This window comes from Isoptericola variabilis (genome assembly GCF_050311655.1).
Lineage (GTDB): Bacteria > Actinomycetota > Actinomycetes > Actinomycetales > Cellulomonadaceae > Isoptericola > Isoptericola variabilis.
Map to the genome: position 1 here is coordinate 190,987 of NZ_JBNOZM010000009.1, position 14,817 is coordinate 205,803.

Sequence of the window (14,817 nt, forward strand, 5' to 3'; positions counted from 1 at the left end):
GCTCTCGGCGGCGCGCGGCTCTCAGTGGCGCCGGGCGCGGACGACGACGATCACGACCAGCGCCAGGCTCGCCGCGGCGGCACCCAGGAGCACCTGTGCGTTGCGCTTGCGCCGCGGGTCGGTGTCGGGCAGGCCGCCACCCGTGACGAACGTGCCGGCGTCGCCGGCCGCCTGCTTGGTCGCGCGCGCGAGCTGGTTCGCCTGGTACTTGGGCGACAACCGCGTGGCCAGCTGGTCCAGGGTCGTGGCGAGCTCCGCGCGGGTGCGGGCCACCTCGTCCTCGAGCTCACGGGTGGTGGGCGTCGGGGCCTTGTTCTCGGGCGTCGTGGGCTCGGTCACCGGCGCACCCCCTTCTTGATCGTCTCCACGTCCTCCTTGACCCGGTCGATCGTCTCGGGTCGCCGGGCCGCCTTCTTGAGCTGGCCCACCGCGATCGCCACGGCGATGCCGGCGACGAGCAGCATGGCGACCCCGACCACGAGCGCCGACAGCCACAGCGGCCAGACCGTGGCGAGGCCGGTGATGCCGGCCCAGATGAGCACGCCCACCGCGTAGAGCACGATGACGAGGGCCGCGGCGACGAGCCCGATCCCGATGCCGGAGCGCTTCGCCTTCTCCGTCATCTCGGCCTTGGCGAGCGCGACCTCTGCGCGCACGAGCCGCGTCGTCTGCTCCGACAGCTGCTCCACGAGCCGCCCCATCGAGGGTGGCTGCTCGGCGGGCGGCGTGCGTCCGTCGTCCCAGTCCGTCATCGGCTGCTCCGATCCTGCGTGAGGTCCTGCGTGTGGTGATCGTCCGTGCGGTCCCACTCAACCCGTCCCTGCTGGTCCAGGCAATTCCTGGGACAAAACGACGAGACCCCCACGCCTGGGGCGTGGGGGTCTCGGTGGTGGCTCCGACCGGCGTCGATCCGGTGACCTTTCGATTTTCAGTCGAACGCTCTACCAACTGAGCTACAGAGCCTTGGACACGAACGCCCGGGCGCCGTTGCCGACGAACCGGGCGCATCATGCGCGACCCTGACGGGACTTGAACCCGCGACCTCCGCCGTGACAGGGCGGCGCGCTAACCAACTGCGCTACAGGGCCATGGTGGGGAGTGGACTCCCACCGAGGAAGCTCGTTTCGAGCCGAGAAGAAGCGTACCCCATGCTCGCCGGGATCTTGAAATCGGATCCTGACCAGCGCGGATGCGCGGTTTCGCGGGGCTCCCGGCGGTGCCGGAGTCCCCACGGACGTACCCCCAACGGGATTCGAACCCGTGCTACCGCCGTGAAAGGGCGGGGTCCTAGGCCGCTAGACGATGGGGGCTGGACCCGGCAAGCATACCCAGGCACCCGGGGCGGTCCGTGCCGGCCCGTGCCGCTCCGGTGCCGGTCGGTGCCCGCCCGTGGGCCAGGATGGGACCCGTGGTGGAGATGACGCGCGAGGAGTTCGAGGACGCCGTCCGGGACGGCCTCGACCAGGTGCCGGCCGACCTGGCGGCGATGATGGACAACGTCGTCGTGCTCGTCGAGGACGACGCCCCCGCGGACGACCCGGAGCTCCTCGGGCTGTACGAGGGGGTGCCGCTCACCGAGCGCGGGCAGTTCTGGGCCGCCGGATCGCTGCCCGACCGGATCACGATCTACCGCAACCCCACCCTTGCCATCTGCGAGGACCGCGACGACGTCGTGGAAGAGGTCGCCATCACCGTGGTGCACGAGATCGCCCACCACTTCGGCATCGACGACGACCGGCTCCACGAGCTCGGCTGGGCCTGAGCCGCCGCGGGTCAGGACGGGCGGTACTCCCAGTGCCACGCCTCCGGCTTGCGGCCGTCGGCCTGGGCCCACTCGGGGTTCACCCACCCGAACGTCGCGGCGTTCTCGACCAGCCACTGGTGCTGGGCGCTCGAGCGCTCCTCGACGCCGCCGTTGATGTCGACGGCGATGCCCCAGCCGTGGTCCGAGTAGCCGGGCACGGCGGCGAGGTAGCCGCGGCTCGCCTTGACCGACACCTGCGACTCGTAGGAGCGGTAGGAGTCGCGGATCTGCAGGTGCGTGCCGAAGCGCGCCCGGTAGGCGGCGTCGAGGCGCTCGAGCTGCTCGGCCGCGTCGCGGCGCAGAGACTCGCCCGGCGCGAAGGACAGGCCCTCGAGGTCGGCGGCCGCGAGGCGCCCGTTCTCGTACCCCTCGGTGTCGTCCGCGAACTTCTTGAGCGAGCCGGCCGCCTTGCGGGCGGCAGCGGCCTGCGACTCGAGGATCTCGGCCGGCGTCGCGGGCGCCGGCGTGATGCTGATCGCGCTCGTGTCCGTCTTCTCGATCAGGGTGGTGAGGTCCTCGGTCGCGTCGGCGACGTCGGCCGCGCCCTCGCCGCGGACGTCGAGCGCGGTGCGCTCGCCGGCGCGCGACGCCGCCTCCCCGCCGGACCGGTCCGACACGACGTCGCGCAGCCGGTCGGCGCTCTTCGCGACCGCCTTGCGCTGCTTCGCCGGGACCCCGAGCGACTCGGTCGTCACCTGGTCCGCACGGGCGAGGGCCTCCTGGGCGGCGACGAGCGCCTCGTCGCCGGACGGGGCGGCGCTCTGCGCGACGCCCTTCGACGCGGCCTGCCCGGCGTCGGCCTTCGCCGCGCCGGCAGCGCCCGCGTTCACGGTGCCCGAGCCGACCGCGCCCGCCGTCGCGCCCGTGGCACCCGACAGCACGGGCCGCACGATCGCGGTGGCCGAGGCGGTGCCGAACGTGCCGGTGTCGATGGTGCCGACCGAGGAGGACGCCGGGTCGGTCGACGCTGCGGTCCGCGTCTCGCCGGAGGCGGTGGCGTTGCCCGTGAGCACCACGCCGGTCGTCAGCGCCATCACGGTGAACGCGACGGGGACGCCCGTGCGCACGGCGCGCCGTCCGGGACGCGGAGTCGTGGGTCGGGCCGGGTGGTGGACGTCGCGGCGCCGGGGCAGGGGCGCAGAGGCGCGCTCGGTCGTGTGCTCGGTCATGAAGAAGGTCCTCGGGGGTCGGGAGCTCGAACCTGTCGGGAGCTCGCACCGGTCGGAAAGCTCGTTCCATCTTCAACCGTTTCGACAAGTGCTCCGGGCCAACGAGGGGACCAGACGACACGAATCCGGTGCGGGCCGCGAGGACGAGATGTGAAGGACGGGACAACCCGGTGAAACCTCGGGCCGTGCCCGGCGGGCGCTCGGATGGTGGGACGCGCAGTCCCGCACGCCCGCGTCCCCGGGCCCCGCGGGCCGCCCGCGCCCCAGGATGCTCGGATGACTTCCGCACCCGTGACCGTCGCGGTCCACCGCGCCGTCAGCCCCGACCGTGTCCCCGAGGTCACCGCCTGGGTGCAGTCCGGCGTCCGCCTCGCGAACCGTTGGGACGGCTTCCTCGGCTCGGGCTGGATCCGGGCCTCCGAGGGCGCCTCCGACTGGATCATGCTCTACCGCTTCGCCGACGCCGCCCGCCTCGAGGCCTGGGAGGAGTCTCCCGAGCGCCGGCGCTGGCTCGCCGCCGGGGAGGGGCTCGTCGAGGAGCGTCGCGTGGAGAAGCGCACCGGCATCGAGGGCTGGTTCGACCCGCCCGTGCGGCAGGACGAGCCCGCCGGGCCCCCGCTCCTGGCCGCGCCGCCGCGCTGGAAGCAGTCGGTGGCGATCTGGCTCGGCTTCTTCCCCGTGAACCTCGCCTTCACCCTCCTGGTGGGGTGGCTGGTACCGCCGTTCGAGGAGCTCCCCGTCGTGCTGCGCGTGCTCGTCTCGACGCTGGTGCTGACGCCGATCATGTCGTTCTGGGTGCTGCCCTGGGTGACGGGCCGTCTCTCGGGCTGGCTGCACGCGCCGCGACGCTGAGAGCCGCGCGGTCAGCCCCGGGCGGGGGCCGTCGCCGGCCCGAGCCACCCGCGCAGCTCGGCCGGGCGATCGGTGATGATGCCGTCCACGCCCGCGTCGACGAGCGTGCGCCACGCGAGCTCGTCGTTCGCGGTCCAGCCGAAGACCTTCAGCCCCGCGGCGTGCGCGGCCGGGACGAGCCCCGGGTCGGCGGCGACCAGCGCCACGGCCGGGCTGACCGCGGCGGCGTCGAGCTCGGCGAGCAGCGGGAAGAGGTCGTCGCGCGGGTGCTCCACCAGCAGCGACCGCGGCACCTGCGGCGCGACGTCGCGCAGGGCCGCGACCGTCGCGGGGTCGAAGCCCTGCACCACGAGGCGCCCGTCGAGCGCTGGGTCGTCCAGCACGCGCATCGTCACGGCGACGTCCTCGGCGGTCCAACGGCCCTTGTACTCGCAGAGGATCCCGAGGCCGGGGTGGCGCGCGACCAGCGCCAGCACCTCCGCCAGCGTGGGGATGCGCTGCCCGGCGAACTCCGGGCCGAACCACGCGCCGGCGTCGAGCGCCTGCAGCTCGTCCCGGGTGAGGCCGCGCACCTCCCCGGAGCCGTCGGTCGTGGCGTCCACCGTGCCGTCGTGGATCACCATCGGGACACCGTCGGCGCTGAGGTGGACGTCGAGCTCGATCATGGCGGCGCCCGCCCCGCCGGCGGCGTCGAAGGCCGCCAGCGTGTTCTGCGGGGCGTCGGCGGACGCGCCACGGTGGGCGACGACGACGGGGCGGGGAATGTCCACGTGGGCCCCCAGGGGCTCGAACCCTGAACCCGCGGATTAAAAGTCCCTGACGCGGGGTGAATTCCGGTGCAGCCTCATGCAGTCACGCTAAGCGTTCTCGCAGGTCAGGCGGCACTTCTGGGCCCTTCAGCAGTCTGGGCCGTGAAACCTCGTGAAGCCTCGTGTAGCGCCGGTCTGCTACACGGATGCTACACGGGACGTCGTCCGCGCCCAGGGCAATCACGGCGGTTGGCCTAGGCGCTGCGCCCGGCCCGCTCCCGCTCACGGGGTGCCGTGGCTTGGCGGAGCACCAGCCTCTGCCGCTTCGATCAGCTCCTCCAGGCTCGAAGCTTCTCCGAACGGCAGGAGCCTCAGTTCGTAGAGGGCAGCGAGCCGGACCTTCTCGATGGCGGAGGAAAGGCTCTTGAGCGGGGTGTCGAGATCCTCCAGGGTCTCCGCTAGCTGGTTAGCGGCGAACCTCATGAGCGCAGCCGTCGCAACGGCGCGAGCATCCGCGGCGGCGCGGGACATCTCCTTCGTCGCGAACACCGAGATCTTTGCCTCAGCGGCCGCGAGCTGACGAATCGTGGCTACCACGTCGACCTCGAATCGCGGACCTAGATCTGGCCGTTCCCCCGCCATCCTGACCGCGAGCGACGGGTCGGCGTCCAGGGCACTGGCGAACGCACGCAGTTGACCCCCGAGCGGCGAGTCTCCTTCCTGCTCGGCGTCTCGCCGCACTTTCTCGGCGAGCCCGACAGGCCAGTTTGCTCGGAAGGAGACGTCGAGTCCGTTCTGGATCCGAAGCTCCGTAACCACGGATTCGAGTGTCGCGAGGTACTCGCTGTAGAGCGTCGCGCGTCGCTCGTGCGCGTCGAAGCGGTATCGGCTCCGTGCCTCGTTACGCAGCCGTTCCGCATCTGCCTTCCGTTGACCGCGCGCGAGCGTGAATGTTGCGGCGATGCCGGCGATTCCGACCAAGGCGCTTGATCCCACGGCCAAGAGTTCGACGTCCATTGCTGAGACTCCCTAGGCGTGCGCGTCTAGCCGGCGGGCGCGTCGTGCTGCCAGCTCGTCGACGGCGCGTGGGGCCTTCGTGGCGCTCGCGGGCCCCGGCCCGAGCGCGGATAGAACGTCGCGGGCGTCGAGGTCGGCGAGGTGTGCGTATCGCTGCGTCGTGATCGGCGAGACGTGCCCGAGCAGCTTGCCGACCTCGGCGAGGGGGCGGCCGCCCTGGATGAGCCACGACGCGTAGGTGTGCCTCAGGTCATGAACGCGCACCCTCCCGACGTCGGCGGCGCGCACCGCGGCCGCGAACGCCTTCGAGAAGCGCGCGTGCTCGACGATGGTGCCGTTCTCCGTCGTGAGCAGCAAAGGGCCGGGGCAGTGCCCCTCGATGTGCTCGTAGCCGCACTCGGCGCTCACGGCGGGCTGCTCGAGCGCGGAGAGGTCGACCCAGCTGGGGATCGGCACCTGCCGCCGGCGGCGGCCCTTCGGGTACGGCTTCATGTGCGCGCCGCGGACGGACCACGTCTCGACGACGTCGAGCACTCCACGCTTGGTGTCGATCCGTGCGCGGTGGAGCCCGGCGGCCTCACCCCATCGCAGGCCGGTGCCTGCGAGGAGCAGGGTCATGGCTAGGTGCTCGCCGTCGAGCTGCTGGCAGATTGCGTCGAGCTCGGCATGGGTGAGGTAGCGGTCCTTGACGGCGCCGCCGCTCGGGAGCGCGAGGCGGGCGGCGGGGTTCGCAGGCAGGATCTCGGCGTCGACGGCGGCCTTGAGGCTGATCGAGAGCACGTTCACGATGCGCTTCACGGTCTCGGCGGACCGGTGCCGCGTCGCGCCGGCGTCGGTCTCGTAGCTGCGTAGCTCGGCGGCCCACGCCTTGATGTCCTGCCGGGTGATGTCGATGAGGCGGACGTCGGCCCAGCGTGGCATGAGGTGCTGGTCGCGCCGGCCCTCGTCGGACTTGAGCGTCGACGCCGCGACCGTGCGTGTCGGCCACCACTCCTCGCACCACTCGCGCCAGGTGCGGCCGGCGGCCGCCGGGTCGCGCCACCCGAGGTGTCGTGAGGCTTCCTCGGCGGCCGCGGCGGCGTTGGTTGCTGCGCGCTTGTGGGTGAACGGTCCGCCCTCGGCGGTCCGGACCTTGCCGTCCGGCCCGCGGTACTTGCCGACGTATCTTCCGGCCGTCGTCTTCACCGCCCAGGCCATCAGGCGCTCCTGTCGTTGAGGGCTGCCCAGGGGGCGTGCCCCCAGGGGTGCATGTACGCGGATGGCGCGGTCCGTCGCAGGACGCGCTGGAAGGTAGCGACCACGTTGGCGTGCACGCCGAGTTCGTCGCCGATCGCGCCGGGGTGCGGGCCCCGCAGCTGCTCCGCCTCGGCGTACTCGGTCGGGGTGATGAGCAGGCCCGCAGCGTGCTCGTCGGCGAGCCGCTCGGCCTCGATGTCAGCGTGGGGGTCGCCGGTGAACATGTGCTCGTGCCAGGCGTGGCCGAGCTCATGGGCAAGGGTGTAACGCTGCTGCACCATGCTCATGAGCGAGTTCAAGGTGATCGTGCGGGCGTCGTGCTCGTAGACGCCCCGCAGGTGCTCACCCATGTTCCGACTCCACTCCACGAAGACACCGCGCTGGTGCGCGATGGCCAGCAGCTCCCGCAAATCTCAGTCCCCCTGCTGCTCCTGCTCGTCGAGGATCGATACCTCGCTGTGTAGTGCCGCCGCATCGGCGGCAAACGGTTCGCTGCTGCCGAGTCGCGCGAAGCGGCCCTCGATGACGTTGGGCCGCACCTGGATGAGGCCGGCGTGCTGGCTCTTCGTCGCGCGCCGTTCCGCTTCAGCGAACAAGTCGAACGCGTCGACGCCGAGAGCCTGAGCGAGGACCTCGGCCTCGCCGACGCTCGCGGGCCGCTCCTCGCGCAGGATGATGCCTATCCGGTTGGTCGACATCCCGGCCTCCTCGGCGAGCTCCCGCCGCGAGATGCCGGCCCGCTCGACGGCGTCTGCGAGAAGCTGCGAGACGGCGTGGTCGATGGGGTGCATGGGCTTCGGGGCTCTGGCCATGGAGCCACTGTACCTATTTGGGTTCAGTGCGCCAGTCCCGTTTGACAGCGGACCCAAATGGGTCCACGATGGCCGACATGAACGCGAACCCATTTCGGTCCAAGACTCGCGACGAGGCGCTCGCGGCCGAGGTTCGTGCCGAGATCGCCCGCCAGTCGGACGCGAGTATTTCCGCCATTGCCGACCGCCTCGGCATCCGTCGCGCAACGCTCACCGCCCGCACGAGCGGCCACGTGCCCTTCACGTACTCACAGCTGCACGCAGTCGCCGGCGTCCTCGGAATTCACCCGTTCGAGCTGATCCGTCGCGCGGAGGAAGTCATGTCCCGCGACGCCAACCGGAAGGGGGCGGCGTGATGCACGCGACCGCAACCCGTCGACTGACGCCAGCCGAGGTGGCAGGGGAGTTTCGCTGCCACCCGGTCACTGTTCGCAACGCCCTCGCCGGCGGCGAGCTTCACGGCTCGCAGCGGGTGAAGGGCGGTCGCTGGACCGTCGAGGAGGCGTGCGCCGAGGCGTGGGTGTCCGGGCGGCCGTGCGAGCACCAGGTAGCCGACGTCGTCGAGCTCAAGAGCGTGGCCGCTGTCAGGAAAACCTGACTGGACTAGAGGTCGTCAGGTTTTCCTGACGGCCTCGGTAGCAGACAACACGAAGCCCCCGCGCCGACCAGGGCAATAGCGGGGGCTCCGCACTCACCGAGGAGCCTACAGATGACCACCGCCGACACCGCCGCCCCGCACGTGATCGACACCGTCCCCGGCATCGAGCGGAACTCCGAGTACGTCTCGTCCGCCCGCCCCGCCTCCTCGCAGGCCGGCCAGCAAGCGAACCTCCGCGGCGCCGCGATCCTCGCGGCCACGCAGATGACGGAGGGTGACCGGTGACTTCCGCGCACGACGTCGACGACCTGCTCGAGCAGCACGCCGCGACGAACCCACTTGTGCAGCTTGCGCTCGAGCAGCGCGTGCCACGTGACCTCACCTCGCAGGGCGAGGAGAGGACGGCCGGCGCGCCCCGCGTGAACACCAGCACCGCGGGGCGCGCCGCCCGGCACCCCCTCGGTGTCGCGATGGTCCTCGCCCTGGCGCTCGCGGCCGTCTACCTCGCGGTCGTCGTCGCCTGGGTATCGCCCCAGCACTCCGGCGGGCACCTCATCGCGTCCCCCCTCCTCGTCGTCTTCGGCGGCGCTCTCGTCTGCCGCCTCGTCCGCACCCAGTACCGGAGGAGCCAGATGAGCACGCCGACCGAGACCCCCGCCCAGGTAGACGCCCTCGCCCCGACTGCATCGGCCGACGCTGGTGAGTTGGTGCACCGCCTGTGCACCACATGCTGGCCGAACTACGCGGCGCGCCTCGGCGAGCGGTTCGCGTTGTGCGGCATCGACATGCACCACGAGCGCGAGGTGGCGAGCGACGGCGCCGCCGTGCCGTGCCAGCGATGCGAGACCGTCGCAGGGTCGCACCAGCACGGTGGTGCCCGATGAGCGCGCCGACCCTGACCCCGGCTGAGGTGGGCGCTCGCGGCCGTGCCCGCTCGGTGCAGACATGCACCACCGAGCAGGTCGACGCGACGTTGCGCGCGATCGCCGCCGTGCGGGCGGGCACGGAGTTCTCCGTGAACCTCGTGCGCCGCCAGCTGGACGACGCACGCGTCCCGACCGTGGCCCGCGCGGGCCTGTTCCGTATCGCCGTCGCCGAGAAGCTGATCGAGCCCGTGTACGTCACGGGTCCCGGCTTCCGCCAGCAGCGGCGCGAGCCCTCCACCGGCCGCAGCGCCCACGGCGCCGGCGTCCTCATCTACCGCCGCACCCACACCCCGTACCGCGCCGGCGGGTAAGAGCCGTGTCCCTCGCCGACGTCGACCAGCCGCTCTGCGAGCACGGCGTGCCGACCGCCCGGAAACTCCGCTCTGGACGGCCCGCATGCCCCATGTGCCGGCGACACGAGGACGCCCGCGAGGAGGCCCGCCGGCAGACCATCGCCGCCCTCGCCCGCCTGCCCCACCCCCGCGCCGACACCACGGCGCTCGCGGCCCACGACGACTGACCCGCTTCCACCTGACCCCAGGAGCCAACCGTGACCGACCTGCACTCCGTCCCGACCCCGCTCGACGCGCGCCCCGTCAACCCGCGCGACGACGTCGTGAACGACCACGCGGCCGCCGTCGCTGCCGTGCCCGTCCGTGATCTCCCGATGCGCCGCGACGAGCCGAGCGAGCCCACGCAGCGCCCGCTGAGCGAGCGCCCGCCGTTCGACATCCTCGTGTTCCTGGCCGGTCGCCCGGCCGACGAGCCCGTGAGGGTCCGTCAGGTCGTCGACTTCCGGTGGCGTGGCGAGGGCAAGCTCGACGTCGTCGCCGTCGTCGACGGGCGGGTGCAGCGCATCGAGACGTTCGGGCCCTACGTGGCGGAGCGCGTCAGCGTCGTCCGCGAGGTCGCCGCGTGAACGCCGTCCACGCGCCCGAGGTGGCGCGCCCGACCCTGGTCGACCCGACGACGCTAGTGCTGGGCGAGAACGTCCGCCGCACGGTCGTCCTTGACACCGCGTTCAAGCGCGACGTCGCGGCCCGCGGCGTCCGCCAGCCCGTCGAGGTCCGCCGCGACCCGATGGACCAGCTCGTCGTCATCGACGGCCAGCGCCGCACCCTCGCCGCGATCGAGGCCGGCGTGCAGGTGCCCGTCTTCGTCGTCGACGACATCGCCGACGAGGCCGACCGCATCGTCGAGCAGCTCGGCGCCAACGGCCACCGCGCCAGCATCAGCAAGGCCGACCACGTCGCCGCCGTGCAGCAGCTGGTCCTCTTCGGTCTCTCGAACGCGGCGATCGCAAAGCGCACGCAGCTGCCCAAGGAGGAGGTCGCCGCCGCCCGTGCGCTCGCGGAGGCCGACGAGGAGACCCGCGGCGCCGTTCTGGCCGAGGGCGTCGACCTGGTCGTCGCGGCGAAGGTCGCGGACGCCGCTGCCGGCGACACCGAGACGATCGAGCGGCTGACCCAGGTCGCCCGGTCGCGGCCCGCCGCGATCGACCACGAGCTCGAGCACGCGCGCCGGGAGCGGGCCGAGCGCGAGGCAGTCGAGAACCGGGTGCGTGAGCTGCGCGCCCAGGGCGTGACTGTCCTGGACACGTACCCCGAGACCTACGCTCGCGGGGCGAAGGCCGAGCACCTGCGCGAGCTCACCGACAAGCCGAACGCCCACGGCACGGCACCGAGGATCGCCGCGACCGAGCACCAGATGTCGTGCCCCGGCCACGCGGTGTACGTCCGGGCCTTCGGCGTCGACCGGCTCGACGAGACGACGTTCTGCACGGACTGGCGCGAGCACGGCCACTTCAAGCGGTCGGCCCGCAACACCGCGGGCGCGACGTCGGGCGCCGAGCCCGAGGACGCGACCGCCCACCGCCGCCTGGTCATCGCGAACGGCAAGGCGGCCGAGGCCGCCGAGACCGTGCGCCGACAGTGGATCCGCGAGCACCTCCTGACCGCGTCCTCCAAGCCGAACGATGCGGCCATGCAGCACGCCGCCCTCATGATCGCGATCGGCCGGCCGGACGACTTCGGCGTCGGCCAGGCGCTCGACGACCTCCTCGGCCAGACCCAGGCGTCCCGGGTCGAGCACATCCGCCGATCGCCCGCCGACGGCAAGCGGTACCTGCTCGCGCTCGCCCTCGCGATCGGCGAGCGCGACGTCATCGCCAAGGGCGACGCCGCGTTCTGGCGCCGCCCGCCGAGCAGCACCTGGCCGGCCGGTCCGTCGCGTGGTGCCGAGCACCTGCGCTTCCTTGCCGCCGGCGGGTACGGCCTGTCCGAGATCGAGCAGACCTGGCTCGACAGCGCCGAGAAGGCGGCGTGACGTGGCCCCTGCGACTCTGGCCCGCACCCACCGCCCCGCGCGCCGCCCCCTGATCGGCGAGCAGCCCATCGTCCCGGCCGCCCCCGACTGGGACGACGCGGCCGGGGGCTGGGCCCACCGTCACCGCCTCGCCGCCGGCGGTGCGGCGTGAGGGCCGCCGGCAGCACCGCCGCCGGCGGCGTCGTGGGCCTCGCCCCGCTGGCGCTCCCCACGGGCCGGCCGGACGTCGACCTGGACGCCGTTCGGGAGCGCCGCGAGGCCGAGAGGGCCCGCCGCGCGGCGACGAACCCGTTCGCCGAGCCATCGGGCCAGCGGAGATCGATGTCGGCCCCCCGGGCGCTCGCGGGCGCCCTGGTCAGCACCGAATACGAGGCGGCGGCGTTCCCGACTCCGCGCCCCGCCAGCGGCCGGGCTCGGACGTCGAACGTCCGCCCTCGCCAGCGTGCAGCACGTCGCATCGACACCGACCGAACGCAGCAGATCGTCGCGCTCTACACCAGCCCCGACGAGCCCACCATGGCGCAGATCGGCCAACGCCTCGGCTGCAGCCGCAAGGTCGTCGCCGCCGCGCTCGCCAAGGCGGGCGTGAAGACTCGTCAGCGCGGAACGCCTCGCGACGACGCCCGGGCCCGCCGCGCCGTCGAGCTCTACACCAGCCCCGAGCAGCCCACGCTCCGCGACATCGCTGACCGGCTCGGCTGCTCCCACCAAACCGTCGCCGTAGACCTCCGCCGTGCCGGCATCGTGCTCCGGTCCCGCGGGTACCGCTCCAAGAACGCACAGGAGGACGCGTGACCACGACCGAGACCACCGCGCCGGCAATTGCGCGGCCGCCCGTCGACGTGTACGTCGGCCGTGCCTCCCTCCGTATCGCGCTCGCGGCTGTCCTGCCCCACGTGTCGACCGAGGACGAGATCCCGGTGCTGGCGCCCGAGAAGGTCGACGCGGTCCTCGCCGAGCGAGAAGAGACCGACCGTGGCTGAGCGCATCCAGTTGCGCCACAAGAAGGGGTGGTGCAAGCCCGAGGGCGCCGTCGTCGTGGCCCGCCCCTCGCGCTGGGGCAACCCCGTGCGGGTCGTGCCCGTGCATGCGTCTGGCCCGTTCGACCTCGAACGTGACGGCGTCGGGTTCATCGGCCAGCACACCGACCTCGCTAGTGCGCGGGCCAGCGCAGCCCGACGGTTCCGTGACCTCGTGCACCTCGGGCTCGCGCCGTCGGCCGCCGAGATCCGAGCCGAGCTCGCCGGCAAAGACCTCGCATGCTGGTGCCCGCTCGACCAGCCGTGCCACGCCGACGTGCTCCTCGAGATCGCGAACGGGGAGGCTTCGTGACCCTCTTCGGATTCACCCTCGAGGACCTGGTCGGCACCGTCGTGTGCTTCGTGATCCTGGCCGCCGTCGTGTACGCCGTCGACCGTGTGAGCAAGCGCCGGCGCCGGGATGGCCGCCGGTGACGGGCCCGCTGCGGCTCGTGTCCCGCACCGAGTACCGCGCCCAGGTCGCCGGCGAGATGAAGGAGAGCGCCCTGCAGGCCCGCGTCGAGGGCCTCGCGCGCGAGCTCGGGTACGTCACCTACCACACCTTCGACTCGCGGCGCTCGCAGCCTGGCTTCCCGGACCTCGTGCTCGTGTCGGCCCGCCGTGGCCGCCTCCTGGTGGCGGAGCTCAAGACCGTCCGCGGTCGCCTCTCGACGGCGCAGACGCAGTGGCTCGCCGAGTTCCGCGGCGCAGGCGTCGAGGCCCACGTGTGGCGGCCTGCCGACCTCCTCGACGGAACGATCCTGACGGTCCTCACCCGCGTGCAGGGGCCCGGTGATCGAACATGACCGCCGCTGGACGTCGCGCGACCTACGAGAGGTGTTTGGGGAGCTCCACGACGAACGTATCGCCGCTCGGCTGTCGAGTCTTCGACGAGATTACGCGTCGCGTCACGCCGCCCGGCCCAACGGGACGTCGCTCATTTCGCACGCGGCGGAGCACGCGCTGCGTGAAGCGGTGCTCGTTCTCGAGCTGGCGAAGGTACTCGTCATTGAGTGGGCCTTCGTCGTCGAGGGGATGCCACGTGAGGATCGTCGCTCCACGCTTTCGCGGGTGCTCTGCTGTCAGCAGGATCCATGCGCGGTCCGTAGGCCCATGCTGCACGGCGAACTTGCGCGACTCGCTGATCTTGACGGTCCGCGGGATCACGTACTCGTCTCCTGGCGGCGGGTACTCCTGTTTCACGCCGAAGATCGCGAACAAGAGGACACCGATGTTGATCGTCCCCGTGTTGGCGAAGGTGAAGACCTTCCACCTCGGCTCGCCGTCGGCGTCGATCGTGCCCAGAGATCGAATCTCGAACCGTCCCCACGGTCGAGCACGCCAATGCCTTACCTCCTGCGTCACGACGCCGATAGCCGCGATCGCCGCCAGCCCCGCCGTAATCGCCCATCCCCAGAACCCTTGCCACCACTCCATGCCGGTTGACCTTACGGGCGCGGGCGGCGCAGTGGCGGGCGAAGTCTCCAGGCCAAGGAGGTGACCCATGCCTCCTGAGCTCTGCACCTCGTGCGGTGGCCCGATCAACCCCCACACGGGGGAGTGCCGCTGCTCCGACTGACCCACCCGCCCGAGCCTCGAAGGGACCACCCGTGACCGCACCCCTCGTCTTCCTCGACACCGAGACGACTGGCCTCGCCCTCGACGACGACATCTGGGAGTTCGCGGCCATCCGCCGCAACCCCCGCGGCGACGACTACGAGCTGCACATGTTCATCCAGCACGACACGAACAAGTGCGCCCGCCTGCCCGAGTCGTTCCTGACCGACCACCTCCGCCGGTTCCCCGCGCACGACCGCGCCTGGACCCGCCGCACCGCGGCCGCCGCGATCCATGCCTTCCTCGAGCCGCACCCCGTGCACGGACCCGTCCACGTCGTCGGCGCCGTCCCTAACTTCGACACCGAACGCCTCGCCCGCCTCCTCGACGAGCACGACCTCACCCCGCCCTGGCACTACCACCTCATCAACGTCGAGAACCTCGCCATCGGGGCGCTCGCGGCGGCGCCGGCCCGGATCGTGCTTGGAGTCGACGTCGGCCTCGACGAGACGGCCGGCGCCACGATCAAGTCCAACGCGGGCCACCTGATGTCACTCCCCGCCGGCGGCCCCGAGCTCGTCCGAGCCGACTTCGGCCCGCCGTGGGACTCCGACGAGATCTCCCGCGCGCTCGGCATCGAGCCGCCGACCGACGAGCGGCACACCGCGATGGGCGACGCCCGCTGGGCCCGCGCGATCTACGACTGCGTCATGGGCGCCACGCCCACACCCTGACCGCAACCGCCCACCGACA

General features: G+C 72.2%; 25 protein-coding genes and 3 tRNA genes. 16 read left to right on the forward strand and 12 right to left on the reverse strand.

Features of this window, described 5'->3' with window-relative positions:
* Window positions 1–21 precede the first annotated feature (21 nt).
* The 5 genes from ACQP60_RS18745 to ACQP60_RS18765 all read right to left on the reverse strand — a co-directional run bounded on the left by ACQP60_RS18745 (window position 22) and on the right by ACQP60_RS18765 (window position 1,310).
* Window positions 22–339, reverse strand: a complete 318-nt coding sequence (locus tag ACQP60_RS18745; protein ID WP_429735708.1) for a DUF3618 domain-containing protein — start codon at window positions 337–339, stop codon at window positions 22–24.
* Window positions 336–752: a phage holin family protein gene (locus ACQP60_RS18750; protein WP_429735710.1), complete on the reverse strand. Its 417-nt coding sequence runs from the start codon at window positions 750–752 to the stop codon at window positions 336–338. The genes ACQP60_RS18745 and ACQP60_RS18750 overlap by 4 nt, the downstream gene beginning before the upstream one ends.
* A gap of 135 nt (window positions 753–887) precedes the next feature.
* Window positions 888–963 (reverse strand) — tRNA-Phe (locus ACQP60_RS18755).
* 51 nt (window positions 964–1,014) lie between these two features.
* A tRNA-Asp gene (locus ACQP60_RS18760) sits at window positions 1,015–1,088 on the reverse strand.
* Window positions 1,089–1,237: 149 nt separating this feature from the next.
* Window positions 1,238–1,310 (reverse strand) — tRNA-Glu (locus ACQP60_RS18765).
* An 89-nt stretch (window positions 1,311–1,399) separates the two neighbouring features.
* Between ACQP60_RS18765 and ACQP60_RS18770 the strand changes: the two genes are divergently transcribed.
* The gene (locus ACQP60_RS18770; RefSeq protein ID WP_429735712.1) at window positions 1,400–1,762 is read left to right on the forward strand and encodes a metallopeptidase family protein; all 363 of its coding nucleotides are present in this window, start codon (window positions 1,400–1,402) and stop codon (window positions 1,760–1,762) included.
* An 11-nt stretch (window positions 1,763–1,773) separates the two neighbouring features.
* Here ACQP60_RS18770 and ACQP60_RS18775 read toward each other — a convergent pair whose 3' ends face one another.
* On the reverse strand, window positions 1,774–2,973 hold the full coding sequence (locus ACQP60_RS18775; RefSeq protein ID WP_429735714.1) for a M15 family metallopeptidase: 1,200 nt from the start codon (window positions 2,971–2,973) through the stop codon (window positions 1,774–1,776).
* Window positions 2,974–3,249: 276 nt separating this feature from the next.
* Between ACQP60_RS18775 and ACQP60_RS18780 the strand changes: the two genes are divergently transcribed.
* Window positions 3,250–3,825 carry an antibiotic biosynthesis monooxygenase gene (locus ACQP60_RS18780; RefSeq protein WP_429735716.1) on the forward strand — a complete coding sequence of 192 codons (576 nt, stop codon included), beginning with the start codon at window positions 3,250–3,252 and terminating at the stop codon, window positions 3,823–3,825.
* A gap of 11 nt (window positions 3,826–3,836) precedes the next feature.
* Here ACQP60_RS18780 and ACQP60_RS18785 read toward each other — a convergent pair whose 3' ends face one another.
* From ACQP60_RS18785 to ACQP60_RS18805, 5 genes are all read right to left on the reverse strand, one after another.
* A complete protein-coding gene (locus ACQP60_RS18785; RefSeq protein WP_429735718.1) occupies window positions 3,837–4,595 on the reverse strand; it encodes a glycerophosphodiester phosphodiesterase in 759 nt (252 codons plus the stop codon).
* A gap of 261 nt (window positions 4,596–4,856) precedes the next feature.
* On the reverse strand, window positions 4,857–5,591 hold the full coding sequence (locus ACQP60_RS18790; RefSeq protein WP_429735720.1) for a hypothetical protein: 735 nt from the start codon (window positions 5,589–5,591) through the stop codon (window positions 4,857–4,859).
* 12 nt (window positions 5,592–5,603) lie between these two features.
* The gene (locus ACQP60_RS18795) at window positions 5,604–6,788 is read right to left on the reverse strand and encodes a tyrosine-type recombinase/integrase (protein WP_429735722.1); all 1,185 of its coding nucleotides are present in this window, start codon (window positions 6,786–6,788) and stop codon (window positions 5,604–5,606) included.
* Entirely contained in the window at window positions 6,788–7,177 is a 390-nt protein-coding gene (locus tag ACQP60_RS18800) for an ImmA/IrrE family metallo-endopeptidase (protein WP_486606391.1), read from the reverse strand. Before ACQP60_RS18800 ends, ACQP60_RS18795 begins: the two co-directional genes overlap by 1 nt.
* Before the next feature lie 63 nt (window positions 7,178–7,240).
* Entirely contained in the window at window positions 7,241–7,639 is a 399-nt protein-coding gene (locus tag ACQP60_RS18805) for a helix-turn-helix domain-containing protein (RefSeq protein ID WP_429735726.1), read from the reverse strand.
* 68 nt (window positions 7,640–7,707) lie between these two features.
* Between ACQP60_RS18805 and ACQP60_RS18810 the strand changes: the two genes are divergently transcribed.
* The 13 genes from ACQP60_RS18810 to ACQP60_RS18870 all read left to right on the forward strand — a co-directional run bounded on the left by ACQP60_RS18810 (window position 7,708) and on the right by ACQP60_RS18870 (window position 13,313).
* Window positions 7,708–7,995, forward strand: coding sequence for a hypothetical protein (locus ACQP60_RS18810; RefSeq protein ID WP_429735728.1), 288 nt, complete (start codon window positions 7,708–7,710; stop codon window positions 7,993–7,995).
* On the forward strand, window positions 7,992–8,237 hold the full coding sequence (locus tag ACQP60_RS18815; protein WP_429735730.1) for a hypothetical protein: 246 nt from the start codon (window positions 7,992–7,994) through the stop codon (window positions 8,235–8,237). Before ACQP60_RS18810 ends, ACQP60_RS18815 begins: the two co-directional genes overlap by 4 nt.
* A gap of 111 nt (window positions 8,238–8,348) precedes the next feature.
* Window positions 8,349–8,522, forward strand: coding sequence for a hypothetical protein (locus ACQP60_RS18820; protein WP_429735733.1), 174 nt, complete (start codon window positions 8,349–8,351; stop codon window positions 8,520–8,522).
* Complete coding sequence (locus ACQP60_RS18825; protein WP_429735735.1) at window positions 8,519–9,121, forward strand: hypothetical protein; 603 nt, start codon at window positions 8,519–8,521, stop codon at window positions 9,119–9,121. The genes ACQP60_RS18820 and ACQP60_RS18825 overlap by 4 nt, the downstream gene beginning before the upstream one ends.
* Entirely contained in the window at window positions 9,118–9,474 is a 357-nt protein-coding gene (locus tag ACQP60_RS18830; RefSeq protein WP_429735737.1) for a hypothetical protein, read from the forward strand. The genes ACQP60_RS18825 and ACQP60_RS18830 overlap by 4 nt, the downstream gene beginning before the upstream one ends.
* Window positions 9,475–9,713: 239 nt before the next feature.
* Window positions 9,714–10,082 carry a hypothetical protein gene (locus ACQP60_RS18835; RefSeq protein ID WP_429735740.1) on the forward strand — a complete coding sequence of 123 codons (369 nt, stop codon included), beginning with the start codon at window positions 9,714–9,716 and terminating at the stop codon, window positions 10,080–10,082.
* Window positions 10,079–11,488 (forward strand): ParB/RepB/Spo0J family partition protein, encoded by a 1,410-nt coding sequence (locus ACQP60_RS18840; protein WP_429735742.1) that lies wholly within the window; start codon window positions 10,079–10,081, stop codon window positions 11,486–11,488. The genes ACQP60_RS18835 and ACQP60_RS18840 overlap by 4 nt, the downstream gene beginning before the upstream one ends.
* 1 nt (window position 11,489) lies before the next feature.
* Window positions 11,490–11,639, forward strand: coding sequence for a hypothetical protein (locus ACQP60_RS18845; protein WP_429735744.1), 150 nt, complete (start codon window positions 11,490–11,492; stop codon window positions 11,637–11,639).
* Between the two features lie 32 nt (window positions 11,640–11,671).
* Entirely contained in the window at window positions 11,672–12,283 is a 612-nt protein-coding gene (locus ACQP60_RS18850) for a hypothetical protein (RefSeq protein ID WP_429735747.1), read from the forward strand.
* Window positions 12,280–12,471: a hypothetical protein gene (locus ACQP60_RS18855; protein ID WP_429735750.1), complete on the forward strand. Its 192-nt coding sequence runs from the start codon at window positions 12,280–12,282 to the stop codon at window positions 12,469–12,471. Before ACQP60_RS18850 ends, ACQP60_RS18855 begins: the two co-directional genes overlap by 4 nt.
* Window positions 12,464–12,820: a DUF4326 domain-containing protein gene (locus tag ACQP60_RS18860; RefSeq protein WP_429735752.1), complete on the forward strand. Its 357-nt coding sequence runs from the start codon at window positions 12,464–12,466 to the stop codon at window positions 12,818–12,820. Before ACQP60_RS18855 ends, ACQP60_RS18860 begins: the two co-directional genes overlap by 8 nt.
* On the forward strand, window positions 12,817–12,942 hold the full coding sequence (locus tag ACQP60_RS18865; protein ID WP_429735754.1) for a hypothetical protein: 126 nt from the start codon (window positions 12,817–12,819) through the stop codon (window positions 12,940–12,942). The genes ACQP60_RS18860 and ACQP60_RS18865 overlap by 4 nt, the downstream gene beginning before the upstream one ends.
* On the forward strand, window positions 12,939–13,313 hold the full coding sequence (locus ACQP60_RS18870) for a VRR-NUC domain-containing protein (RefSeq protein ID WP_429735756.1): 375 nt from the start codon (window positions 12,939–12,941) through the stop codon (window positions 13,311–13,313). Before ACQP60_RS18865 ends, ACQP60_RS18870 begins: the two co-directional genes overlap by 4 nt.
* Window positions 13,314–13,335: 22 nt before the next feature.
* On the opposite strand, the gene ACQP60_RS18875 is transcribed toward ACQP60_RS18870, so the two are convergent.
* Complete coding sequence (locus ACQP60_RS18875; RefSeq protein ID WP_429735758.1) at window positions 13,336–14,013, reverse strand: hypothetical protein; 678 nt, start codon at window positions 14,011–14,013, stop codon at window positions 13,336–13,338.
* A 104-nt stretch (window positions 14,014–14,117) separates the two neighbouring features.
* On the opposite strand from ACQP60_RS18875, the gene ACQP60_RS18880 reads away from it, so the two are divergent.
* Window positions 14,118–14,798 (forward strand): hypothetical protein, encoded by a 681-nt coding sequence (locus ACQP60_RS18880; RefSeq protein ID WP_429735761.1) that lies wholly within the window; start codon window positions 14,118–14,120, stop codon window positions 14,796–14,798.
* Window positions 14,799–14,817 lie beyond the last annotated feature (19 nt).